Source organism: Arthrobacter sp. Soil_N43 (genome assembly GCF_057655195.1).
Map to the genome: position 1 here is coordinate 24,405 of NZ_JBDGML010000091.1, position 21,945 is coordinate 46,349.

A 21,945-nucleotide genomic window follows, 5' to 3' on the forward strand; every position below is an offset into this window, starting at 1 on the left:
GCTAGCTTCCCGCGAACGCGTGCGGGTGCTCTGCCTCGCGCCCCTGGAACTCGAGAACGCCCTTGTTAAGGACCACGCCGTCGCGGATTTCGATGGCACGGCTGATGGTCTCATTCCCCAGCCATGCTTCCGGTCCGGACATCACGGTTTCCAGGAACGGCAGGAGCGCCTCGCTGATTTCCCAGCTGGAGGAGTTCCACAGGTAGGACGGGCTGTGATCCACGGCGTAGTACGAGATACGGTCACCCACAGTGAACATGGGCTCGGCGAACGTGGTGCTCTTGGCCCAGCTGAAACCCATGCCTTCGTCGCAGGAGACGTCCACAATCAGGCTGCCCGGCTTGAACGCGGCCAGGTCGTCCTCCTGCAGGTAGGTCAGCGGGTTGTTGGGGTCCTGAAGGGTGCAGTTGACCACGATGTCGCTCTCGGCCAGGAACGGCGCCAGCGGCACGCGGCCGCGCTCAGTGATCACCTGGCTGAGGAAAGGCGCCTGGGCGTCATGGTCGAACTGCGTGATCCGTACCGAGTGGATGGGGGACCCGACGGCGGCGACCCCACGGTTGGTAAGGACCTGGACATCGTGGATGCCGTGCGCGTTCAGTGCCGTGACAGCTCCGCGGGCCGTGGCACCGAAACCGATCACGACGGCGCTGAGACGGCGGCCGTAGTCGCCCGTGCAGCCGGTGAGGGCAAGCGCGTGAATGACGGAGGAGTATCCGGCCATTTCGTTGTTCTTGTGGAACACATGCAGGCCGAAACCGCCGTCGCTGGCCCAATGGTTCATGGCCTCGAAGGCGATGAGCGTGAGCTTCTTGTCGATGGCCAGCTGGGTGATGGCACGGTCCTGGACACAGTGCGGCCAGCCCCACAGAGTCTGGCCGTCGCGGAGCTCGGCGAGGTCCTGCGGCTGGGGCTTCGGCAGGAGGACGACATCGGCCTGGGCCACCAGCTGGTCGCGGCTGGCCATGCGGCCCACCAGCGGTGCGAGCTGGGCATCGGAATAGCCGAAGCGTTCTCCATAGCCATGTTCAAGGATCATCCGGTCACGCAGTTCGGGTGCGATCCGCTCAAGGTGACGGGGGTGCAGGGCCAGGCGGCGCTCGTCGGGTTTTCGCGAGGAGGAAACAATCCCCAGGGTGAGATGGTTCGCCGGGCGGGTCACTTCTTCTTTGCCGGCATCGGTTTCGCGCTCGTCTTGTCCAGTGAGCTGGCCGGCGCTGCGGCGGCCCTTTTGTCAGCGCGCTTTTCCTTGATGGATTTGCCGGATTTCTTGGATGCTGCTTGACGGGGGGACTTGTCAGCCATGATTGCTCCTGTAGCGGAACCGAAGAGGTTCCTGACTTCCGACGATACAGGTAGCGACCTAATGCGCCCTCGCGGGCGGGGATGACAATCTGGAGCGGCTGACGGGAATCGAACCCGCGTATCGAGCTTGGGAAGCTAGCGCTCTACCATTGAGCTACAGCCGCATGCACCGGATTCCGCCGGGGCAGAACCAGCTTAGCGCAGTTGCCGGGCCGGTCCGTCCTCCGGCTCCGCGTGTCCCGTGCCAGGGTCATCGGCGTTAGCGCGAATCCCCGCCCTCGAATCCCCGTCCGCGCGCGTTCCGGCCGCAGCCAAGAAGCTCCCGGCGGCGGGTTGATGCTATTTTTGGAGGTGTGCTGATCTCTGACCGCGACATTCGTGCCGAAATTGATTCCGAACGGATCGTCCTGGACCCCTACGATTCCGCGATGGTGCAGCCCTCCTCGGTTGATGTCCGGATCGACCGCTTTTTCCGGCTGTTCGACAACCACAAGTACGCCCACATCGACCCCGCCGAGGAACAGCCCGAATTGACCCGCCTCGTGGAGGTGGAGGAGGGCGAGCCGTTCATCCTGCACCCGGGCGAGTTCGTCCTGGGTTCCACCTACGAGACGGTCAGCCTTCCGGACGACATCGCGGCTCGCCTTGAGGGCAAGTCCTCCCTGGGCCGGCTCGGCCTGCTGACCCACTCCACCGCGGGTTTCATCGACCCCGGTTTCTCCGGCCACGTGACGCTGGAACTGTCCAACATGGCCACGCTGCCCATCAAGCTGTGGCCGGGCATGAAGATCGGCCAGCTCTGCTTCTTCCGGCTGACCTCTGCCGCCGAATACCCCTACGGTTCCGGCGAGTACGGCAACCGCTACCAGGGCCAGCGCGGACCGACCGCGAGCCGCAGCCACCTGAACTTCCACCGCACGGACATTTAACCAGCCCTCAGGCCCGCACCGCTTCGGGGGTTGCCGGGCGGGAGAACTTCTTGAGCACGGGTTCCACATAACGGGCACCGAGCGGCCCCAGGATCGCCATGATCAGGACATAGGCCGTGGCCAGTGCGGCCAGTTCGCCGGACACTGCTCCAGACGCCACGGCCAGCCCGGCGATGACGATCGAGAATTCGCCGCGGGCAATGAGGGCGGCTCCTGCGCGGAAGCGGCCGCGCCGCGCAATGCCTGCCCGCCACGCCGCCCACACCCCGGTCACCACCTTCGTGGCGGTGGTGACCACGGCCAGGACGAGCGCCCAGCCCAGCACCGGGGGAATGGAGGTGGGGTCCGTGTTCAGGCCGAAGGCCACGAAGAAGATGGCCGCGAACAGGTCGCGCAGCGGCTCCAGGATCCGCGTCGCACTGTCGGCCGTGGCCCCGGAAATGGCAATGCCGAGCATGAAGGCGCCCACGGCGGCCGAGACCTGCAGCGCAGCCGCCAGGCCTGCCACGAGCAGCGCGGCACCGAGCAGGTTGAGCAGGAAGACCTCGGAATTTTCGCTGTGCACCGCCTTGGAGACGTGATGGCCATGCCGGAGTGCCACCGCCAGCACCACAGTGACCACGGCCAATGAAATGGCGACGGTCAGCATGCCTTCGACGAAGCTGATCCCCGCGAGCGTCGCTGTAAGGATCGGCAGGTAGATGGCCATGGTCAGGTCCTCGAACACCAGGATGGAGAGGACCACAGGCGTTTCCCTGTTGCCGATGCGGCCAAGGTCGGTGATGACCTTGGCCGCAATGCCGGAGGAAGAGATGTAGGTGACGCCGCCCATCACCATGGCGCCCACGCCGCCCCACCCCAGCATCAGGGCGAGGGCTGCCCCGGGCAGGAAATTCAGGACAAGGTCCAACACGCCGCCCTGCCAGGAACGGCGCATTCCGGTGACCAGCTCCGGCGCGGAATATTCCAGACCGAGCATTAACAGCAGCAGGATCACACCGATCTCACCGGACAGATGCGCAAAGCTCTGGATGCCTTCGAGCTTCATCAGGCCGCCGGCTCCGAAGAACAGGCCTCCCACCAGGTACAACGGGATGGGCGACATGCCGATCCTCCCGGCGAGCCGGGCAAGGAGGCCTAAGCAGAACACGACGGCCCCCAGTTCGATGAGGGTCAGTGCCAGCTCATCCATCGCGGTCAGCCGTTGCGCAGGATATCGGCCGCTGTATCAAGGCCTTCCTGTGTGCCGACAGCGACCAGCAGGTCGCCCGTGTGAAGAACGACGTCGGGTCCCGGCGACGGGACCACCTCACCTTCACGCATGATCGCCACAATCGAGACACCGCACCGGGTGCGGATGCACGCCTTGCCCATGGGCTGGTTTTGGAACGGCGAGTCCGCCGTAATCGAGAACTGTCTCGTGACGATCCCGGGCACCTCTTTATGTGCCTCTGTCAGCTTCATGGCCAAATGCTGGCCGCCGAGCAGGTTGCCCAGCGTGGCGGCTTCATCGCCGGTCAGCGGAATGGAGGCCTGACAGGTGTCCGGATCGTCCCACGTGGAGACGAACAGTTCCGTCTGGCCCTCGCGCAGTTCCACCACGCCGATCCTCCGTCCGGAGGCTGTCATGAAGTCCTTGCGTCTGCCAAGGCCGGGGAGGTCTGTCTCTTCCACGTTCATACCATCAGCCTAATCCGCGAACGGACACTTAAGGCCCCGTTTGCGCTGCGAAACGGGGCCCCATGTGTACGTTCGCGCCAGGGGTGGGGGCGGGGCAGGGGCTTAAGTGTCCGTTCGCGCTGGGTGTACCCGCTAGGAGGCGGGGACGACGGCGATCGGGGCTTCGCTCGGCGGCTTCACCGGGAGGAGGACCAGCAGCCCGGCGAGGAGCACCACCATGATCCCCAGGATGCCCCAGCGCTGCGCCTCCCCTTCCGCGACGAGGGGCGTGGCCACGGCGATGCAGATCGTAAACAGCGTGGGGGCCAGGAAGCTGACGGCCCGGCCGGTGGTGGCGTACAGGCCGAAGAGCTCGCCGGATTCGCCTTGCGGGGCCAGCCGGGCCAGGTAAGCGCGGGAGGACGACTGGGCCGGCCCGACGAACAAGCAGAGGAACAGCCCGAACACCCAGAACGTGGTGCTCCCCGCCCAGTCCGTGCCGAAGAAGACGTAGCTGCCGTTGCCGAGCACCAGGATCGCGGTCCCGGCAACCAGCAGCCCCACCAGGGACCCGAGGATCACGGCCTTGGGGCCTACCCTGTCGTCCAGGAATCCGCCGAGGATCGCCCCCACCGCCGCCACGATGTTGCCGAAGATGGCGAAGAAGATCACCTGCGACAGTTCGAAGCCGAAGGTGCCGGCCGCGATGATCCCGCCGAACGTGAACACCGCAGCGAGCCCGTCCCGGAAGATGGCGCTGGCCAGCAGGAAGTAGATGGTGTGCGGACTGGTCCGGTAGATCGCCTTGATCCGGCGCGCCAGCAGGCCATAGGACGCAACGATGCCGAGCCGGGTACCGCGCTGGGGCCTGGGCAGTTCCGGCACCGCGAACATCACCGGCAGCGCGAAGACAAAGAACCACAGCGCGGAGAATACTGCCACCAGCCGGATGTTGAGGCTGTCCTGCGTCGAGGCGCCGAACCACTCGAAACGGGGCTGGACGAAAAGCTGGAGAACGATCAGCAGCGCCACGATTCCACCGAGGTATCCCATGCCCCAGCCAAAACCACTGACCTTGCCGATGTTTCCGGGCGTGGAAATTTGCGCCAGCATGGCGTTGTAATTGACGCCGGCGAACTCGAAGAAGACGTTGGCCAGCGCAATCAGCGAAACCCCCAGCAGCAGAAACTCCGGGCGCGGAAACACGAAAAAGCACAGCGCGGTCAGCAGCGCGACGAGGACCGTGTTGACTCCCAGCCACAGCTTCCGCCGGCCGCCCGTGTCGGAGCGCTGTCCCGTAACCGGAGCCAGCAGGGCAATCGCCGCCCCGGCAACGGCCAGCGCCCCGCCGAGCACGGCCGACGCCTGGTCTTCGCTGCCGAAGGCCTGGGACGTCAGGTAGACCGTGAAAACGAACGTGGTCATGACGGCGTTGAACGCCGCGGACCCCCAGTCCCACGCCGCCCAGGCCAGGACGCGCCCTTTGTTGGAGACCGTGGTGCCGGCTTCAAGGTCGGATGACGGCTGCATGGCCTCGGGAGCCGTGGCGGAGTTCATAACGCCGATGCTATCCGCCCGCGGCGAACACGCAACGGAAGGGACCCCGGGGAACCGCGGAATCTTACGCCACCTGCAGGCCCGGAGGGAAAAGTGTCGGTGCCCCCTTGATAAACTGTCCAGACCGAACCCAACGATTAGCCGCCTGCTCCAACTTTGATAATCGAATTCTTGACTTTGCGGAGATAACAGTGATCACAGTCCTTGCCGTGCACTTTGCGGTTGCTGCTGTGGCGCCGTTTATCTTCCGGAAATTCGGCCGGAGTTCCTTTTATGCGTTGGCGGCAGTACCAGCCGGCTCATTCGTCTGGCTGCTGCTGCAGCACGGCGCGGTCTATGCGACGGCAGGCCCGCACGGCAGCGGCGGCGGAGGTCACTCCAGCGAGGTCACCCCCTGGATCCCGGACCTCGGCATGGAGTTCGCCTTCCGCCTGGACGCCCTGGCGTGGGTCATGTCCTTGCTGGTGCTTGGTGTGGGCGCCCTGGTGCTGCTGTACTGCGCCCGTTACTTCCAGAACAAGGACCAGTACCTGGGCGGCTTCGGCGCCCAGCTTCTCGCGTTCGCCGGGGCGATGTTCGGCCTGGTCACAGCCGATGACCTGCTCCTGCTCTTCATCTTCTGGGAACTCACCACCGTCCTGTCGTACCTCCTGATCGGCTATGCCCGCACCCGCCTGGCCGCACGGCGCTCGGCCCTCCAGGCGCTCATGGTCACCACGGCCGGCGGACTGGCGATGCTTGTTGGCCTCATCATGCTGGGATCCGCCGCAGGAACGTACCGGATCTCGGCCATCCTGGAGCAGGCACCGGACCTGGTCGCCGGGCCGGCAGCGGGGGCGGTGGGCGCCGCCGTCGTCCTGATTCTCGTCGGTGCCGTGACCAAATCAGCGCTGGTCCCGTTCCACTTCTGGCTCCCCGGCGCCATGGCCGCACCCACGCCTGTGAGCGCCTACCTGCACGCCGCGGCGATGGTGAAGGCCGGCGTCTACATCGTGGCGCGACTGGCGCCGGGATTCACCGAGACGGCGTACTGGCTACCGCTGGTCCTGGGTCTGGGCCTCGCCACCATGCTGGTCGGCGGCTACCGTGCGCTGCGGCAGACCGACATCAAGCTCATCCTGGCCTACGGCACGGTCAGCCAGCTCGGCTTCCTCACCATGGTGGTGGGGCTGGGCAAGCCTGACGCTGCCCTGGCAGGCCTCGCCATGCTGCTGGCCCACGGCCTGTTCAAGGCAACACTCTTCCTCGTGGTGGGCATAATCGACCACCAGGCCGGCACCCGCGACATCAACAAACTGTCAGGTGTCTTCCAGTCCTCCCGCGCGCTCGCAGTCGTGGCCGGCATCGGTGCCGCATCCATGGCCGGGGTCCCGCTGCTCGGCGGCTTCGTGGCCAAGGAATCGGTGCTGGAAGCGTTCGTCCATTTTGCGGGCGAGCCGGGCTACGGGCCGTGGGGCGCGGTGGTCCTCGCCGGCGTCGTGCTCGGGTCCGTGCTGACCTTCGCGTACAGCGCCCGGTTTCTGTGGGGCGCCTTCGCGGTCAAGCCCGGGGTGGACCGCACCCCGTTCAAACACATCAAGCCGTCCTTCCTCGCAGCCCCCGCGGTCCTGAGCGTCCTCACCGTCGTGTACGGCCTGTGGCCGGCGCCCGTGGACGGGTGGATCCAGCCGTACGCTGCCCTCTTCACCGAAGCAGCCTCCGACGCCGGTGCCGAGGCGGGTGCCGCCGGCCACCTTGCGCTGTGGCACGGGTTTACACCGGCACTCGGCCTGACCGCCGTCACCTTTGCCCTCGGTCTGGCCATGTTCTTCGCCCGGGGGGCGGTGGGCCGCGCCCAGAGCCTGGTCCCGGACTGGATCGACGCGGACCGCGGCTACCGGCTGACCATCGGCGCCCTCGATGACGTGGCCGTCTGGCTGACGGGCCGCACGCAGCGCGGTTCGCTGTACTTCTACCTGGCCGTGATCCTGACCGCGGCCTTCGTGCTTCCCCTGGCTGCGCTGGTCTCAGCGAACAAACCGCTGCCGGAGGGGCTGTACTTCATCGATCCATACTCACCGCTGCAGATCGTGGCGGGCGCCGGCATCGTGATCGGGGCGCTGGCCGCCGTCCGCGCCAACAAGCGTTTCCTGGCCGTGCTCATGGTTTCGGTGACCGGCTACGGCATTGCGCTGATGTTTGCCCTGCAGGGGGCGCCGGATCTCGCCCTGACCCAAATGCTGGTGGAAACCATCATCCTGGTGGCGTTCGTGCTGGCCATGCGGAGCCTCCCGGCAGAGCTTCGGGACCGCACGGGCGGCAAGTACCGGGTGGTCCGCGTGATCATCGGGCTGGCGTTCGGAGCCACCATGGTCTTCGCGGCGATCCACGCCATGGGCGCCCGGGTGGCCACACCTGTTTCGCTGGAATTTCCGGCGCTGGCGTACGAGGGCGGCGGCGGCCTGAACATCGTCAACGTGACGCTCGTGGACATCCGCGTCTGGGACACGTTCGGCGAGATCTCCGTGCTTGCCCTCGCCGCAACCGGAGTGGCCAGCCTGATTTTCCTCCGCGGCCGCGGCGACGGCATCCGTGCGTCGTCCACGGTGGAAGAGGGTACCGTGGGCCGGCGCCGCGGGGTAGACAAGTCCTCGCGCGACGGCGCCGCCCTCGCGCTGACCCGCAAGTTCGCCGCCGCCACGCGGGACGCATGGCTTGTGGCCGGCCGGACGCTGGCTCCGGAGCGGCGCTCCATCATCTTCGAGGTGGTAACGCGGCTCATCTTCCACTCGATGATCATTTTCTCCCTCTACCTGCTGCTGGCGGGGCACAACCTTCCGGGCGGCGGATTCGCGGGAGGGCTCATGGCCGGCCTGGCTCTCACGCTGCGGTACCTGGCCGGCGGCCGCTACGAGCTTCGTGAGGCCACCCCCATCAGCGCCGGAACGCTGCTGGGGGTGGGCCTCGCAACCGCCGCGGCGTCCGGCGTCGCCCCGCTCCTGCTGGGCGGCCAGGTGTTCCAAAGCGCCATCATCGAGTTGTGGCTGCCGGTCTTTGGGGACATCAAATTTGTCACTTCCACCATCTTCGATACGGGCGTGTACATCGTGGTCGTCGGGCTTGTGCTGGATGTGCTGCGAAGCCTGGGGGCTGAGATCGACGAACACTTCGAGGAACAGCCCGCGGACACCCGGCCGTCCCGGCGCGCAGAGCCGGCTGAGGTGCACCCCGCCGCTGACTGGGAAGCCGCCGCCGTCCCCGCGGACACGTGGAGGGGAGAGGCATGAGCGTCAACCTCACCCTGCTGACCGTCATGGGTGCCCTCTACGCGTGCGGCATCTACCTCCTTCTCGAACGCAGCCTCACACGCGTTCTGCTGGGGCTGATGCTCCTGGCCAACGCCACCAACCTGCTCATTCTGGCCACCGGTGGCTACGCCGGCCTGGCGCCGTTCTACAGCAAGGACACGGACCCCGCCGCTTACAACGACCCCCTGCCCCAGGCGCTGATCCTGACGTCCATCGTGATCTCCTTCGCCGTCACCGCCTTCATGCTCGGCATCATCTACCGGACCTGGGTGCTGGCCCGCCAGGATGAGATCCAGGATGACCTCGAGGACCGCCGCGTGGCGGCGACCCCCAGCTTCGACGCCGAGGACGATGCCGTCATTCCGGTGGAAACCTCAGAGTTCCCGCTCACCATGCTTGGCGCCGACGGCGGGGGAGTGTCGGACGCTCCCATCCCGGATACTCCTGTACCGGCCGGTGGCCGTGACATCTCGGGGGCCGCCGCCGCACGGGAAGAGAAACCAGGGTCCGCCACCATCGACAAAAAACCGGAAGGAGACGGAACGTGAGCCTGACAAGCCTTGCCCCGCTCGCCGTCGTTCTTCCCATCCTGGGCGCGGCGCTGACGTTCGTGCTGATCCGGCATTCGCGTGCGCAGCGGGTGGTGAGTGTCGCGCTGCTGTCGCTGACGCTGCTGCTCGAGTGCCTGCTGCTGGCGTCGGTCTGGAACGGGGGAACCGAGGCGGTGAACATCGGCGGATGGCTGCCGCCGTGGGGAATCGTGCTGGTGGTGGACCAGTTCTCGTCCCTGATGCTGGTGGTGTCGTCCGCGGTGAGCCTCGCCGTCCTCGTGTACGCCACCGGGCAGGGCATGGCCGACGGCGACCAGGACGCGCCGCTGTCGATCTTCCACCCGACCTACCTGATCCTCGTGGCCGGGGTCTCCAACGCGTTCCTGTCGGGAGACCTGTTCAATCTTTATGTCGGCTTCGAGATCCTGCTGACGGCCAGCTACGTGCTGATGACCCTGGGTGGCACCGGCCCGCGCATCCGCGCCGGTGTCACCTACGTGGTGGTCTCGGTGGTGTCCTCCGTGCTGTTCCTCATCGCCATCGCCATGATCTACGGCGCCACGGGCACCATCAACATGGCGGATCTGGCCATCAAGCTGGCCGAGCTGGACCAAGGAACCAAGACCCTCCTGCACGTCATGCTGCTCGTGGCGTTCGGCATCAAGGCCGCCGTGTTCCCGCTGTCCTTCTGGCTGCCTGACTCCTATCCCACGGCACCGGCCCCCGTGACCGCCGTGTTCGCAGGCCTGCTGACCAAGGTGGGTGTGTATGCCATGGTGCGGACCGAAACACTGCTGTTCCCGGGCGACACCCTCAATACGCCACTGATGATCGCTGCCCTGTTGACCATGGTGGTGGGGATCCTCGGCGCCATCGCCCAGAGCGACATCAAGCGTCTCCTGTCCTTCACCCTCGTCAGCCACATCGGCTACATGGTGTTCGGGTTGGCCATGTCCTCCGTGGCGGGCCTCGCCGCTGCCGTGTTCTACGTGGCCCACCACATCACCATCCAGACCAGCCTTTTCCTCGTGACGGGGCTGATCGAGCGCCGCGGCGGAAGCTCGTCAGTGGACCGCCTCGCCGGGCTCGCGAAACTGTCCCCGATTCTGGCACTGCTGTTCTTCGTTCCCGCCATGAACCTCGCGGGCATCCCCCCGTTCTCTGGTTTCCTCGGCAAACTCGGCCTGATGCAGGCCGGAATCCAGCTCGGCACGCCCCTGGCATACACGCTCGTCATCGGCGGCGTGCTGACGAGCCTGCTGACGCTGCTGGCCGTCGCACGGGTGTGGAACCGTGCGTTCTGGCGGAAGCCCGAGGACGCCGAACATCCCCACCCCGTGCTGCTTGCGGACGCCATGGATTCGCCGGCGGGCCTCCGGACCGGCAAGCGCGGCCTGATCCTGCTGCCCCGGACCATGGTGGGCTCCACACTGGGGCTGGTGGTGCTGGGCGTTGCGCTCACAGTCTTCGCCGGTCCGCTTTTCCGGGTGGCCGGCCAGTCCGCCGACGCCATGCTGGACCGATCTGCATACATCCACGCAGTGCTCGGCCAGCAGGCGCCGGTACCGAACCTTGCCCTCAACGGTTCCATTGACAGCGAGCCCGACGGCAGCGTACCGGGTGGTGGTGGGAAATGAGCCGGAGACGGATCTCCCTGCGGCAGGAACTGCCGCTGCTCGTGTGGCTCGTCATCGTCTGGGGCGCCCTGTGGCAGGACTTCACCCCGGGCAACCTGCTGTTCGGCGCCCTGCTCGCCGTAGCGGTGGCCCGCATGTTCTACCTGCCGCCGGTGGAGCTGAGCGGGCGGTTCAGCGTCCTCCGCGCCATCCCGTTCGCCGTGCAGTTCCTTGGCCGGGTGGTGGCCGCCAGCTTCCAGGTCTTCTATCTGGCCGTGGCGCAGGGCCCCAGGGTGACCAACGCAGTCGTCGCCGTTCCACTCCGGAGCCACTCGGACCTGATGGTGACCGCCACCGGCCACGTGATCTCCCTGATCCCGGGATCGCTGGTGGTGGAGGTGGACAGGTCAACCTCCACGCTGTACATCCACGGCCTGAACGTCCGGAACGCCAACGACGTGCGGAAGCTCCGCAAGGAAGTGCGGGACACCGAGGCCGGGCTGATCCGCGTCATGGGGTCCAAAGAGGAACTTGCAGCACTGAACCTGGAGGCCGGAACGTGATGGAACTCGTCCTGGCAGTCACCGCCGTGGTGCTGTCGCTCGCCGCCGCGGGCGCGATCGTGCGGATTGCCCGTGGCCCGTCCCTGCTGGACCGGGTGCTCGCGGCCGACGTGCTGCTCGCCATTCTTGGCGCGGCGCTGTGCATCGACATGGCCGTGAACAGGCACCTGAACAATCTGATGCTGCTCGTTGCGGTGTCGGTCATCGGGTTTATCGGCTCAGTGACCGTGGCGCGCTTCGTGGCCGACCGACGGGAGCAGCTCAATGAATCCTGATGCCAGCGCCGTGGATGCCGCCATCGATGTGGTGTCAGCCGTCTTCATGATCGTGGGGGCGGTGATGTCCCTTGCAGCGGCCATTGGCCTGCTGCGGTTCCCGGACCTGATGAGCCGCATGCACGCCGCCACCAAACCGCAGGTGCTCGGACTGTTCCTGCTGCTGGCCGCCGTGGGGCTGCAGCTTCGCACGTGGTGGGTGTGGCCGGTGCTGCTGGTGGCCTGGATCTTCCAGCTGCTGACCGTGCCGGTCTCGGCGCACATGGTGGGCCGGGCCGGCTACCGCACCAAGCACCTCCACAGGGAGCTGTTGAGTACGGATGAACTTGAGGCCGTGGTGCTGAAGGCCGCCGAGGCGGCCAGGGAACGGGAATCCGACGGCGGCCGCTGACTCAGCACCGAGAGCCCCCGGCCGCTGTCGCGGTTCGGCGGATATTGCGCGGCCTCCGCTCTGGGTCTAGCGTGATCGCATCCTCAACGATGAGGCCGCGGACAGTTCGCAGGAGCAAAGTATGGATCACTCGGGCAGGGGTTCCGCCCGTCACGATTCCCAAGACAGGCTCGTGGTGGAGTTGCACCATCTTGGGTTCCAGCCGCTCGCCCGCGTGGGCGGCAAGGCACTGAACCTCGGCAGGATTGCTGCTGCCGGGCTCCCGGTGCCCGCCGGATTTTGCTTGACGACCTCCGCCTACCGCTCGGCCGTGCCCGCGGAAGTGCAGGTCCTCGCGGCCCGTATCGAGAGCCTCGATCCCGGGGATGCGGAACAGCTGGGCAGGCTTGCACGGGAGGCCCGGGAATTCGTGAACGCGGCGCCGGTGCCGCCGGAGGTTGAGTCCGCCGTCCGTACCGCCTACGCCGCCATGGGCGCCGCGGGGCGGGAGAAGGGGAGGAACGGCGAACCGGCCGTGGCCGTGCGCTCTTCCGCCACGGCCGAGGACCTGCCCTTCGCCAGCTTTGCCGGTCAGCAGGACACCTTCCTGGGCGTCACCGGGGCCGACGGGGTGCTGGAGGCGGTCCGCCGCTGCTGGGCGTCGCTCTGGAGCGACCGGGCGGTGGCCTACCGGGCAGCCAACGGAATCAGCCAGCGCGAGGTGAGCCTCGCCGTCGTCGTTCAGAATTTTGTGGAAGCCGCGGCGGCGGGCGTCCTGTTCACCGCCAATCCCGTGACCGGAACCCGCGGCGAGACGGTGATCGACGCCCACCGGGGAGCGGGACAGGACGTGGTCTCCGGCGCGGTCAATCCCGATCATTTCCAGATCCACACGGCCAGCGGCCGGCTCGTGGCCGAGACCCACCACCACAGCAACCAGCACGACGGCGGCGCGCACGGGCCGGTTCTGGACGCGCAGCAGCTCCGCGAGCTCACCTCGCTCGGCACGGCCGCCCAGCGCCTCCTCGGTGCACCCCAGGATGTGGAATGGGTCATTGACGGCAGCGGGACGGTCTGGCTGACCCAGTCGCGTCCCATCACCACGCTGTATCCGCTGCCCGTGCCCCTTCCGGCACCCCTGCCCGCGGGCGGTCTCGCCGCCGGATCGATGCTTGGCTCGGGGGACTCTGCGGACACGGAAGCGCCGGCCGGAGAGGAGACCCGCGTCTACCTCTGCGGCTCACTGCTGCAGGGCCTGACCCGGCCCATCACCCCCATGGGTCTCACCGCACTGAGCCTGATGCGGGGCGACCAGGGGCCGTGGCGGCAGTACGCCACCCCCGGCCTGCGGCTCTACGTGGACCTGACCCCCGCCTTCCACAGCAAGCGCGGCAGGCAGACACTGCTGAAGGCGCTTCCCCTGGCGGATGGCAGATCCGCTGCCCTTCTCCGGGCGCTGATGGAAGATCCCCGCTTCGCTGTCCGGAAGGGGCGGCACGCGGATAACCGCACCCCGCAGCCCAAGGGCCCACGGAAGCGGGGCGCCCGCGGCGTGCGCAACTTTGCCGCGACGGCCACAATGCTGCCCGCCGTGGTCCGGGCGGTGGTGCGGCCGGAAGCGGAGTTGCGCCGTGCGCATGCCTACGGGAAGCGGCTCCAGGCCGGCCTGGCAGGCCACGCAGCCGCGGCAACCAGCGAACAGCGGCTCGAGTACGTCGAAGGCGCCATGCGCGGGACGGTCGAGGAACTGATCGGCGCAACCCTGCCCGCCCCCGCCGCCGGCTACCTCCTGTTGGCGGCCGCCCGCCGGCTGCTTCGCGGCATCGTGGAGCCCAGGGAGCTGGAAGCCGTCCTTCGCGGGCTGCCGCACAATGTCACCACCGAAATGGACCTGGAACTGTGGCGCCTGGCTGCGTCACTCGGCAGGCATCCCGATTCCCGGGCGGCCTTCCTCGGAAAGAGCCCGGAGGACCTCGCCCGGGATTACGGTGCCGGCACGCTTCCCGCGCCGGCGCAGAATGCTGTTCGCGGGTTTTTGGACAAGTACGGCCACCGGGCGGTGGGGGAAATCGACCTTGGGATGCCGCGATGGTCAGACCATCCGGACCATGTCCTGGGCATGATCGCCAACTATCTTCGCGTGGAGGACCCGGAGCAGGCCCCGGACCGGCAGTTCGCCCGCGCCGCCGGACAGGCGGAGGCCGCTATGCGCGGGATGGTCGAAAAGGCCCGTGGGAGGGGGAGGCTCCGGGGCCGGCTGGTGGGCTTCTGCCTGCGCCGAACCAGGCAGTTGGCTGGCCTGCGGGAGCTGCCGAAGTTCAACATCGTGGTGATCCTGGGTGAGATGCGCCGGCAACTCGCCGAGGTGGGCAAGGACCTTGCGGAGACCGGGCGGATTGCGGCCCCGGAGGACGTCTTCTTCCTCACCTTCGACGAACTCCGCGGGGGGCTGCGGGGCGCCGATCTGTCCGGTATCGTGGCCAGCCGCCGGCGGCAATACGACCTGGAACTGCGCCGGCGGCACATTCCCCGCCTGCTGCTCTCCGACGGGACCGACGTCGAGGCTGCCCTCGCGCCGAGGGCGGAGCCCCCGACAGATGGGGTGCTGACGGGTACGCCCGCTTCGGCCGGCAGTGCCGCCGGCAAGGTGCGCGTCATCCTGGACCCCGTTGGCGCGCATCTGGAACCCGGGGAAATCCTGGTGGCGCCCTCCACGGATCCGGGCTGGACGCCGCTCTTCCTGACGGCCGGAGCCCTGGTCATGGAGATGGGCGGAGTGATCTCGCACGGGGCAGTCGTGGCCCGCGAGTACGGCATTCCTGCCGTGGTGGGCGTCCCGGATGCCACCTCTCGCCTGCACAGCGGCGATGCGGTGACCGTCGATGGATCGGCAGGAACCATCTCACTTTCCGGGAAACAGGACGTGTTGCAGCCCTCCCGTGGGGAAGATCCGGGGACACCGGGGCGTTAAATTCAATAGGACCAGCGAGCGGCACGGAGGCCTTCCGCGGGGTCCGCGTGAGCTGGCGTGGGGAGTCAGGGGGCCGGTAACAATGGGGATGAAGGTAGCAGTCGGCTATGACGGCTCGGACCAGTCCAAGCTGGCACTGAGCTGGGCCGCGGAGTATGCGCTGGCATCGCAGGCCGTCCTGCGCATCGTCCACGCGTGGATTTGGCCCATGTTCACCCACGACGTGGGACCCGTGAAGGGAGTTGCCGACAGCGGGTTACGGCACGCAGCCGAGGCAATTCTCTCCGAGGGCGTGGAAGTCGCCCGCGGGATCTCGCCCGATCTGGACATCGAGCCGCGGATGGTCGCCGGTCTGCCCGCGGACGTCCTGCGCCGGGAATCCCTCGATGCGGACCTCCTGGTGGTGGGCAGCCGCGGCCTGGGAGGCTTCCTCGGAAAGCTGGTCGGTTCCGTGTCCGTCGGCTTGGCGGCCACGTGTCCCGCCCCGGTGGTGGTGGTCCGTGCCGCGCGCGAGGAAGGAAAACCGGTGATCGCCTGCGTGGACGGGCACCTGAGGAGCAGCAAGGTCCTTGAAAAGGCAGTCAGCGCGGCGCAGACCCTGCACACGAAGTTGCGGATCGTTCATGTGGACCCGCCGATGCCGGCCTGGGGGCGTCACGCACCCTCGCAGTTTCATGGCCGTGACGTCCTGCGCAATGCCATGCTCCACGTGCAGGGGCTCGACCCAGGACTTGCTGTGTCGGAGGAGCTTCTCTCCGGTCACTCCGTATCCGCCGTGTTGGTCGACGCGGGGGCTGAAGCTGAACTGCTGGTATTGGGTGCACGCCGTCGCGAAGGCCATCCCGGAACCTTGGCCAGTGTTCTGACCCACGCACACTGCAACGTCATGATCGCCAGATAACAGCTGCTTGGCTCAACGGCTGCCGTTGTCCGGTCCGTCGAAGCGGCCCGGCCTTGGGCGGTCCTCCGGTGTGTTCTCATCGTGTTGCCGGCGGGCCTGGGCGATCAGGTCCATCACTTCCTTCTCGTCCTTTGCCTGTTGCCGGTGTTTGGGTCCGGTCCTGCGGAGCTGCTGCTCTTCCGCGAGCAGTTTGGCGAAGATCCGGTTCCGTTCCCCTGGGTCCGCGGTGTAACCGGGGTCCAGGTAGTTGACGACATCGCGGCGGGCGGCGGAAACGGCCGCTCGAACCTTCCCGCGCGGACTGAGCAGGGACGCCAGGACGGTGACGGCCAGCACGGCAATGATCACTGTCAGCGACAGGGCAGTACCGAACTCGACTACCGGCACGGGTTCGCCGTCATTGATGAACGGCACGTTGTTTTCGTGCAGGGCATGGAGCATGAGTTTCACGCCGATGAATCCCAGGATCAGCGCCAGGCCGTAGGAGAGGAAGATGAGCCGGTTCAGCAGGCCGTCGATCAGGAAGTACAGCTGGCGAAGGCCTAGGAGTGCGAACGCGTTCGCCGTGAAAACGATGAAGACGTCCTGGGTCAGGCCAAAAATCGCCGGGATCGAATCCAGCGCGAAGAGAATGTCGGTGCCGGCGATGGCAACCATCACGAGCAGCATCGGCGTCAGGGTGCGTTTGCCGTCCTGCAGCGTGAACAGCCTGTCGCCGTCGTAGTAGTCAGCGGTGTGAAACAGCCGCTGGGTTAGCCGCGTCATGATGTTGTCCGCGGATCTTTCCTCCGTGCCCTCGGGCCTGAACATGTTGCCCGCGGTGATCAGCAGGATCAGTCCGAAGAGGTAGAAGACCCAGGCGAAGGTGGTGATCAGCGCAGCCCCGAGGAGAATGAAGACCGTGCGCGCAACCAGCGCAAACGCTATGCCGAACAGCAGCACTTTCTGCTGGTCTTCGCGCGGCACCCCAAAGCTGTTCATGATCACCAGGAAGACGAACAGGTTGTCCACCGACAGTGCCTTCTCGGTGATGTATCCGGCGAAATACTCTGCGCCGGGGGATGCCCCTCCGAAGACGAAAACTCCAAGCCCGAAGCAGAGCGCGATCCCCACATAGACCGAAGACCAGATGACCGCTTCCTTGAGCGTTGGAATGTGCGCGCGGCGGACGTGGAAAATGAAATCGAAGACCAGCAGCGCAACGATTCCTGCGACGGTCAGCACCCATATCAGTGGAGGAACGTCCATCATTCCTGCTCCCAGTAGCCAATGAAGGCATGGCAGGATGATGCAGCGCGTACGGGAGCTGCACCGCTTCCCGCCTTGCGGACAGGCTACCCCCTATTGCGGCTCCGGCGTACTCCGCCCTGAACTTGATGCGGAGGAACAGCGGAGGAACAGCAGCCAGGCCAGGGCTGGCGGTCAGGAATCCCCTTGGCCAGGAACGTCCCTTAGAGAGCAGGCTCGCGGCTGCCGCTGATTGAAAAGCAACCGTCACCGTCACCGTCATCACGGGAGATGTAGGTGGTGAAGTCAGCAAGCGACATGAAGCAGTAGAAGTCGCTGTAGCGGTAGTTCGATTTTTCTGCCTTCGTCGCCACGGTGATCATCACTTTCGCAGTCGAGGTTTTGGTTGCCTGTTGCGTCCATGATGTGTGGCCCCGATCAAGGTTTGCGGCGGTTGGCTGCAGCGTTTGGTCAAGACTAGGGAAGAATTTGCGCAGCACGCGGCAGCGCCGCCGGCCCTGCCGCTAGACGATGTCCTGGGACTTGGCGAAGCGGGTGATGGCCCGCTGCGTGCCGCGGTTGGCCAGCACCTGGATGACGGCGCTGACTGATGCGGAAATGAGGGCGAACGTCAGGGCGGTGCGCAGCGTGGTGGGGACGTCGTCCTTGTCGCCCTTGGGCGGCTTCCGGCCGGTGACCTTTTCCCAGATGGTATCCACGGCCTTGGTGCCGGCGAATCCTGCCAGCAGGCTGACGCCAGTGCCAAGCAGCTTGATGAAGAAACTCATTCCGGAACTCCTTGCGTCACGAATACTGGTCTTCCCCTAGCCTAGCCGCATGGAACGGTGGATTTCCCGCAGCGCCTGAACTACCAGGTCGTGGTCCGCCACCTGCGGCAGCCCGGAGACCGTGACCACCGCTACGGCTCCCACCCCGCGCACGTACACGGGGAAGGCCCCGCCGTGGGCAGCGTAGGTGGACTGGTCGAACCACGCGTTGTCCTCGATCCTGCCCCCGCCCAGCCGGCCGCGCAGGCCCACCAGCAGGGACGGCTCCTCGTAGCGCGCCGCGGTCCGCTGCTTGGCCCGCACCCAGCCCTCGTTGTCCGGTGTGGCGCCCTCGAGCGCCACATGGAAGAGGACCTGGTCCCCCTTGATGATGTCGATGGCAATCGGCAGGTTGCCTTCCTTGCCCATTTCAACCAGCTGGAGCCCCAGCGCCAGGGCATCATCCTTGCTGAACCGGGGGAACTGTAGCTCGGCCATTTCCCCCTCAATCCGGCCGATCATGGCCTCCAGGGCGCCTCCCGGCTGCTGCTCCGGAGAGTCGGGGTCAAAGGCGGGCGCGGCTTTGCTGCCGGAATCCTCATGCGTCATGGCCCCAATGTACCCGGAATGTGACTGCCGCCCCGGGCAGCCGGGGCTGTCCCGGTGTAAACTGGATCAGCCCACAAGGGCAGATTTATTACGACAGGGGAGCGCCGCCGTCGGGCATCACTGGCATTGCCAGCGAACCGCGGAAGGGCGCTGAGAGTGCGGACAGCCGCAGACCCTCGAACCTGATCCGGCTAGTACCGGCGCAAGGGAGTCGAGTTCTCAGAGTGTCCGGCAGCAGGCAGTCCCACCGCCCGCAGCCGGGGAGCGCTTTCCCCTCCTGATCCTCAGGAGGACCATCATGACAACTGCAGCAATCAAGAAAACCGGTTACAACTGGCGCGTGGCCGACATCGTCGTGGCGGCACTGATCGCCGTCGCCGGCGGCGTCATCTTCTGGGCCTGGTCCCAGGGCGCCAACCTCATCTCCGCCCCCATCAATGCGGTCTACCCGCCGCTTACCGGCCTCTACGCCGGCGGCTGGATGATCCCGGCGGTGCTCGGCATGCTCATCATCCGCAAGCCCGGCGCGGCACTGTTCTGCGAAACCGTGGCCGCCACCGGTGAGCTGATCATGGGATCCCAGTACGGCACCACCGTGCTGATCTCCGGCATCCTGCAGGGCCTGGGTGCGGAACTCGTGTTCGCAGCCTTCAGGTACAAGAAGTTCAACCTGCCCGTTTCGCTGCTTGCCGGCGCGGGCGCAGGGCTGTTCTGCGGCCTGAACGATGCGTTCGCTCCCTGGGGCTGGAACATCGCCTACGCGGCCGGGGACAAGCTGGCCTACATCATCTTCACCGCCATCTCGGGCGCCATCATCGCCGGTGCGCTGTCCTGGATCGCCACCCGCGGCCTGGCCAGGACTGGGGTGCTGAGCTCGTTCGCGTCCCGCAAGGCAGCCACGGAGCCCGTCTTCAACTGATGCCCGCAGAACACGACGGCGGGGTCCGCCCAGCCGCGGTCACCGCCCGCGGCTGGGGCTGGCGCCACGCCGGCCGCACCAGGCCTGCCGTCAACGCCCTGGACCTGGACATCCGCCCGGGGGAGCGGGTGCTGCTCCTGGGACCCTCGGGCGCCGGCAAATCCACTCTGCTGCACGCCCTTGCCGGCGTGCTGGGTGACAGCACCTCGGGAAGCAGCACAGCCGACGACGGCGGGTCAGCCGACAGCGGCGACGCGGACGAGAGCGGCAGCCTTCTGATCGACGGCGAGCCGCCGCGCGCCCAGCGCGGCCGCGCCGGACTGGTGCAGCAGGACCCCGAAACGCAGGTGGTCCTCTCCCGCCTCGGCGACGACGTCGCGTTCGGCGCCGAAAACCTCTCGGTGCCCCGTGACGCCATCTGGCGCCGCGTGCACGAGGCGCTGGACGACGTCGGGCTCGCACACCTGCCGCTGGACCACCCGACGTCGGCCCTGTCCGGGGGCCAGAAGCAGCGCCTCGCGCTGGCCGGCATCCTGGCGATGCGCCCCGGCCTCATCCTGCTGGACGAGCCGACCGCCAACCTGGACCCGGCAGGCGTCCTGGAGGTCCGCGACGCCGTGGGCCGCTGCCTCGACAAGACCGGCGCAACGCTGGTGGTGGTGGAGCACCGCGTTGCGGTGTGGAAAGACCTCGTGGACCGGATCATCGTGCTGCAGCCCGGCTCCGCCACCGAGCCGGCCGTGCTGATCGACGGCACTCCCGACCAGGTCCTGGTGCAGGCGCGCGAGATGCTGATCGCCGCCGGGGTGTGGGTTCCGGGCTACGTTCCGCCCACCCGGCACCGGTCGCCCGGCGGCCTCGCCGGCGCCGGGATCCAGCCGGACGTCGCGCCTGGCCAGCTGCTCCTCGCGGTCGAGGGTGTCAGCGTTTCCCGCGAGCGTCCGCGGAGACGCGGCTTCACGTCCGTTCCGCCGCCGCCGGTGCAGCGGGACATCACGGCGCAGGTCCGCGCCGGTGAAGCGTTGACCATCACGGGGGCCAACGGTGCGGGTAAGTCCACGTTCGCGCTGACGCTCGCCGGCCTGCTCCCTCCTGTCGACGGCAAGGTGTCCGCTGCCGTGGAGCTGAGCCGCGGAGCCGGGATCGACCCCTACAAGTGGCGGGCCGAGCAGCTGATCGCCAGGATCGGCACGGTCTTCCAGGAGCCCGAGCACCAGTTCGTCACCGGCCGGGTCCTGGACGAGCTGCAGTTTGGCCCGCGGCACCTGGGCCACGGCGAAGAGCGGGTGGACGAACTGCTCGAAAGGCTGCGCCTGACCGGCCTCGTGGACGCCAATCCGTACACGCTCTCGGGCGGGGAAAAGCGGCGGCTCTCGGTGGCCACCGTCCTGGCGGCCCATCCGCAGGTCCTCGTCCTGGACGAGCCGACGTTCGGCCAGGACGCCAACACCTGGGCCGAGCTTGCCTCCTTCCTGTCCGAACTGCTCGACGCCGGCACCGCCGTGGTGTCCGTGACGCACGACCAGGAATTCACGCAGGTGCTGGGCGGCACCGAGCTCAAGCTGGGCGCACCCGAACTCCGTGTGCCCGGCGTGGGTCCGTCCGGCGTCGGGACGCCGAAGGCGGCCACGCCATGAGGGCCGCCCTGACCATTGCCGGGAACCGGGCCCTGCTGACCCGAGCCAACCCGCTGGCCAAACTCGCGGCCGTCTTCCTCATCACCCTGGTCCTCGCGCTGTCCATCGACTGGATGTCCGCTTCCGTGGCACTGGCCTGCGAACTGCTGCTCTTCCCGCTGGCCGGCCTGACATTCACGCTGCTCTGGCAGCGCGGCTGGCCGCTGATCGTCGCGGCCGCCGTGGGCGGTTGGAGCACGTCCATCCTCGCGCCGGACAGCGGAGGGATACTGCTCGACGTCGGCATCTGGTCCATGAGCGAAGGCTCCCTTGAGCTGGGGCTGGGTTTCCTGCTCCGGGGCCTGGCCATTGCGCTGCCGGCGGTGCTGCTCATGAGCTGCACCGACCCCACCGACCTCGCCGATGCGCTGGCGCAGAAGGCCCGCCTGCCGCACCGCTTCGTCCTGGGAACGCTGGCGGCCATGCGCCTCGTGGGCCTCATGGCGGAGGAATGGCAGACCATCGGCATGGCCCGGCGCGCCCGCGGCGTGGGGTCCCGCGGCAACCCGTGGCAGCGGCTGCGCGCCACCCTGGGCCAAAGTTTCGGGCTGCTGGTCCAGGCCATCCGGCGCGCGACCCGTCTCGCCGTCACCATGGAAGCGCGCGGCTTCGGCGGCGCGGGCAGGACCTGGGCCCGCGAATCAACCTACAGCCGCCTGGATGTCTGGGTGCTGCTGGGGGGACTGGCAATCGCGGCCGGCGCCGTGGTTGCCGCCGTGTGGGCGGGCACGTGGAACATGGTGTGGCTGGAGGGGCCGTAGGG

20 protein-coding genes, 1 tRNA gene and 1 riboswitch are annotated in these 21,945 nt (G+C 67.3%); of the genes, 12 read left to right on the forward strand and 9 right to left on the reverse strand.

Annotated features, from left to right (window positions below):
• Nucleotide 1: 1 nt before the first annotated feature.
• Nucleotides 2–1,162, reverse strand: a complete 1,161-nt coding sequence (locus AC3A3W_RS10720) for a N(5)-(carboxyethyl)ornithine synthase (protein ID WP_487442642.1) — start codon at nt 1,160–1,162, stop codon at nt 2–4.
• Nucleotides 1,163–1,395: 233 nt separating this feature from the next.
• Nucleotides 1,396–1,469, reverse strand: a tRNA-Gly gene (locus tag AC3A3W_RS10725).
• Nucleotides 1,470–1,658: 189 nt separating this feature from the next.
• On the opposite strand from AC3A3W_RS10725, the gene dcd reads away from it, so the two are divergent.
• Nucleotides 1,659–2,234 carry a dCTP deaminase gene (dcd, locus tag AC3A3W_RS10730; protein ID WP_205652723.1) on the forward strand — a complete coding sequence of 192 codons (576 nt, stop codon included), beginning with the start codon at nt 1,659–1,661 and terminating at the stop codon, nt 2,232–2,234.
• 7 nt (nt 2,235–2,241) lie between these two features.
• Here dcd and AC3A3W_RS10735 read toward each other — a convergent pair whose 3' ends face one another.
• The 3 genes from AC3A3W_RS10735 to AC3A3W_RS10745 form a co-directional block, all read right to left on the reverse strand.
• Entirely contained in the window at nt 2,242–3,426 is a 1,185-nt protein-coding gene (locus AC3A3W_RS10735; protein WP_487442644.1) for a cation:proton antiporter, read from the reverse strand.
• A gap of 5 nt (nt 3,427–3,431) precedes the next feature.
• A complete protein-coding gene (locus AC3A3W_RS10740; protein ID WP_205652721.1) occupies nt 3,432–3,914 on the reverse strand; it encodes a cation:proton antiporter regulatory subunit in 483 nt (160 codons plus the stop codon).
• 132 nt (nt 3,915–4,046) lie between these two features.
• A complete protein-coding gene (locus AC3A3W_RS10745; protein WP_487442646.1) occupies nt 4,047–5,450 on the reverse strand; it encodes an MFS transporter in 1,404 nt (467 codons plus the stop codon).
• 191 nt (nt 5,451–5,641) lie between these two features.
• Between AC3A3W_RS10745 and AC3A3W_RS10750 the strand changes: the two genes are divergently transcribed.
• The 8 genes from AC3A3W_RS10750 (at nt 5,642) to AC3A3W_RS10785 (ending at nt 15,984) form a co-directional block, all read left to right on the forward strand.
• Complete coding sequence (locus AC3A3W_RS10750) at nt 5,642–8,716, forward strand: Na+/H+ antiporter subunit A (RefSeq protein WP_487442647.1); 3,075 nt, start codon at nt 5,642–5,644, stop codon at nt 8,714–8,716.
• Nucleotides 8,713–9,285, forward strand: coding sequence for a Na(+)/H(+) antiporter subunit C (locus AC3A3W_RS10755; protein ID WP_487442649.1), 573 nt, complete (start codon nt 8,713–8,715; stop codon nt 9,283–9,285). Before AC3A3W_RS10750 ends, AC3A3W_RS10755 begins: the two co-directional genes overlap by 4 nt.
• The gene (locus tag AC3A3W_RS10760) at nt 9,282–10,925 is read left to right on the forward strand and encodes a Na+/H+ antiporter subunit D (protein ID WP_487442650.1); all 1,644 of its coding nucleotides are present in this window, start codon (nt 9,282–9,284) and stop codon (nt 10,923–10,925) included. The genes AC3A3W_RS10755 and AC3A3W_RS10760 overlap by 4 nt, the downstream gene beginning before the upstream one ends.
• On the forward strand, nt 10,922–11,467 hold the full coding sequence (locus tag AC3A3W_RS10765) for a Na+/H+ antiporter subunit E (protein WP_487442652.1): 546 nt from the start codon (nt 10,922–10,924) through the stop codon (nt 11,465–11,467). The genes AC3A3W_RS10760 and AC3A3W_RS10765 overlap by 4 nt, the downstream gene beginning before the upstream one ends.
• Complete coding sequence (locus tag AC3A3W_RS10770; protein WP_487442654.1) at nt 11,464–11,742, forward strand: MrpF/PhaF family protein; 279 nt, start codon at nt 11,464–11,466, stop codon at nt 11,740–11,742. Before AC3A3W_RS10765 ends, AC3A3W_RS10770 begins: the two co-directional genes overlap by 4 nt.
• The gene (gene mnhG, locus AC3A3W_RS10775; protein WP_487442656.1) at nt 11,732–12,133 is read left to right on the forward strand and encodes a monovalent cation/H(+) antiporter subunit G; all 402 of its coding nucleotides are present in this window, start codon (nt 11,732–11,734) and stop codon (nt 12,131–12,133) included. The genes AC3A3W_RS10770 and mnhG overlap by 11 nt, the downstream gene beginning before the upstream one ends.
• A 121-nt stretch (nt 12,134–12,254) precedes the next feature.
• Entirely contained in the window at nt 12,255–15,083 is a 2,829-nt protein-coding gene (locus AC3A3W_RS10780) for a PEP/pyruvate-binding domain-containing protein (RefSeq protein WP_487442658.1), read from the forward strand.
• A gap of 88 nt (nt 15,084–15,171) precedes the next feature.
• Nucleotides 15,172–15,984, forward strand: a complete 813-nt coding sequence (locus tag AC3A3W_RS10785; protein WP_487442660.1) for a universal stress protein — start codon at nt 15,172–15,174, stop codon at nt 15,982–15,984.
• Between the two features lie 12 nt (nt 15,985–15,996).
• On the opposite strand, the gene AC3A3W_RS10790 is transcribed toward AC3A3W_RS10785, so the two are convergent.
• The 4 genes from AC3A3W_RS10790 to AC3A3W_RS10805 form a co-directional block, all read right to left on the reverse strand.
• Nucleotides 15,997–17,232 (reverse strand): TerC family protein, encoded by a 1,236-nt coding sequence (locus AC3A3W_RS10790; RefSeq protein WP_487442662.1) that lies wholly within the window; start codon nt 17,230–17,232, stop codon nt 15,997–15,999.
• A gap of 203 nt (nt 17,233–17,435) precedes the next feature.
• Nucleotides 17,436–17,711, reverse strand: coding sequence for a hypothetical protein (locus tag AC3A3W_RS10795; protein WP_487442664.1), 276 nt, complete (start codon nt 17,709–17,711; stop codon nt 17,436–17,438).
• Nucleotides 17,712–17,735: 24 nt separating this feature from the next.
• Nucleotides 17,736–17,999 (reverse strand): DUF4235 domain-containing protein, encoded by a 264-nt coding sequence (locus tag AC3A3W_RS10800; RefSeq protein ID WP_205652710.1) that lies wholly within the window; start codon nt 17,997–17,999, stop codon nt 17,736–17,738.
• A 36-nt stretch (nt 18,000–18,035) separates the two neighbouring features.
• Nucleotides 18,036–18,587 carry a heme-degrading domain-containing protein gene (locus AC3A3W_RS10805; protein WP_487442666.1) on the reverse strand — a complete coding sequence of 184 codons (552 nt, stop codon included), beginning with the start codon at nt 18,585–18,587 and terminating at the stop codon, nt 18,036–18,038.
• An 85-nt stretch (nt 18,588–18,672) separates the two neighbouring features.
• Nucleotides 18,673–18,814, forward strand: a riboswitch (TPP riboswitch).
• Nucleotides 18,815–18,885: 71 nt separating this feature from the next.
• On the opposite strand from AC3A3W_RS10805, the gene AC3A3W_RS10810 reads away from it, so the two are divergent.
• From AC3A3W_RS10810 to AC3A3W_RS10820, 3 genes are read left to right on the forward strand one after another with little or no spacing between them, the layout of a single operon-like run.
• Nucleotides 18,886–19,506 carry an ECF transporter S component gene (locus AC3A3W_RS10810; protein ID WP_487442668.1) on the forward strand — a complete coding sequence of 207 codons (621 nt, stop codon included), beginning with the start codon at nt 18,886–18,888 and terminating at the stop codon, nt 19,504–19,506.
• On the forward strand, nt 19,506–21,143 hold the full coding sequence (locus AC3A3W_RS10815) for an ABC transporter ATP-binding protein (protein ID WP_487442670.1): 1,638 nt from the start codon (nt 19,506–19,508) through the stop codon (nt 21,141–21,143). The genes AC3A3W_RS10810 and AC3A3W_RS10815 overlap by 1 nt, the downstream gene beginning before the upstream one ends.
• Entirely contained in the window at nt 21,140–21,943 is an 804-nt protein-coding gene (locus tag AC3A3W_RS10820; protein ID WP_487442672.1) for an energy-coupling factor transporter transmembrane component T family protein, read from the forward strand. The genes AC3A3W_RS10815 and AC3A3W_RS10820 overlap by 4 nt, the downstream gene beginning before the upstream one ends.
• Nucleotides 21,944–21,945 lie beyond the last annotated feature (2 nt).

Excerpts from the sequence above, each read along its gene's own strand:
- AC3A3W_RS10820 (WP_487442672.1), top strand. The coding sequence starts at position 21,140 with ATGAGGGCCGCCCTGACCATTGCCGGGAACCGGGCCCTGCTGACCCGA.
- AC3A3W_RS10800 (WP_205652710.1), bottom strand. The coding sequence starts at position 17,999 with ATGAGTTTCTTCATCAAGCTGCTTGGCACTGGCGTCAGCCTGCTGGCA.
- mnhG (WP_487442656.1), top strand. The coding sequence starts at position 11,732 with ATGAATCCTGATGCCAGCGCCGTGGATGCCGCCATCGATGTGGTGTCA.
- AC3A3W_RS10815 (WP_487442670.1), top strand. The coding sequence starts at position 19,506 with ATGCCCGCAGAACACGACGGCGGGGTCCGCCCAGCCGCGGTCACCGCC.
- AC3A3W_RS10755 (WP_487442649.1), top strand. The coding sequence starts at position 8,713 with ATGAGCGTCAACCTCACCCTGCTGACCGTCATGGGTGCCCTCTACGCG.
- AC3A3W_RS10785 (WP_487442660.1), top strand. The coding sequence starts at position 15,172 with ATGAAGGTAGCAGTCGGCTATGACGGCTCGGACCAGTCCAAGCTGGCA.
- AC3A3W_RS10765 (WP_487442652.1), top strand. The coding sequence starts at position 10,922 with ATGAGCCGGAGACGGATCTCCCTGCGGCAGGAACTGCCGCTGCTCGTG.
- AC3A3W_RS10805 (WP_487442666.1), bottom strand. The coding sequence starts at position 18,587 with ATGACGCATGAGGATTCCGGCAGCAAAGCCGCGCCCGCCTTTGACCCC.
- AC3A3W_RS10790 (WP_487442662.1), bottom strand. The coding sequence starts at position 17,232 with ATGGACGTTCCTCCACTGATATGGGTGCTGACCGTCGCAGGAATCGTT.
- AC3A3W_RS10740 (WP_205652721.1), bottom strand. The coding sequence starts at position 3,914 with ATGAACGTGGAAGAGACAGACCTCCCCGGCCTTGGCAGACGCAAGGAC.
- AC3A3W_RS10745 (WP_487442646.1), bottom strand. The coding sequence starts at position 5,450 with ATGAACTCCGCCACGGCTCCCGAGGCCATGCAGCCGTCATCCGACCTT.
- AC3A3W_RS10810 (WP_487442668.1), top strand. The coding sequence starts at position 18,886 with ATGACAACTGCAGCAATCAAGAAAACCGGTTACAACTGGCGCGTGGCC.
- AC3A3W_RS10735 (WP_487442644.1), bottom strand. The coding sequence starts at position 3,426 with ATGGATGAGCTGGCACTGACCCTCATCGAACTGGGGGCCGTCGTGTTC.
- AC3A3W_RS10780 (WP_487442658.1), top strand. The coding sequence starts at position 12,255 with ATGGATCACTCGGGCAGGGGTTCCGCCCGTCACGATTCCCAAGACAGG.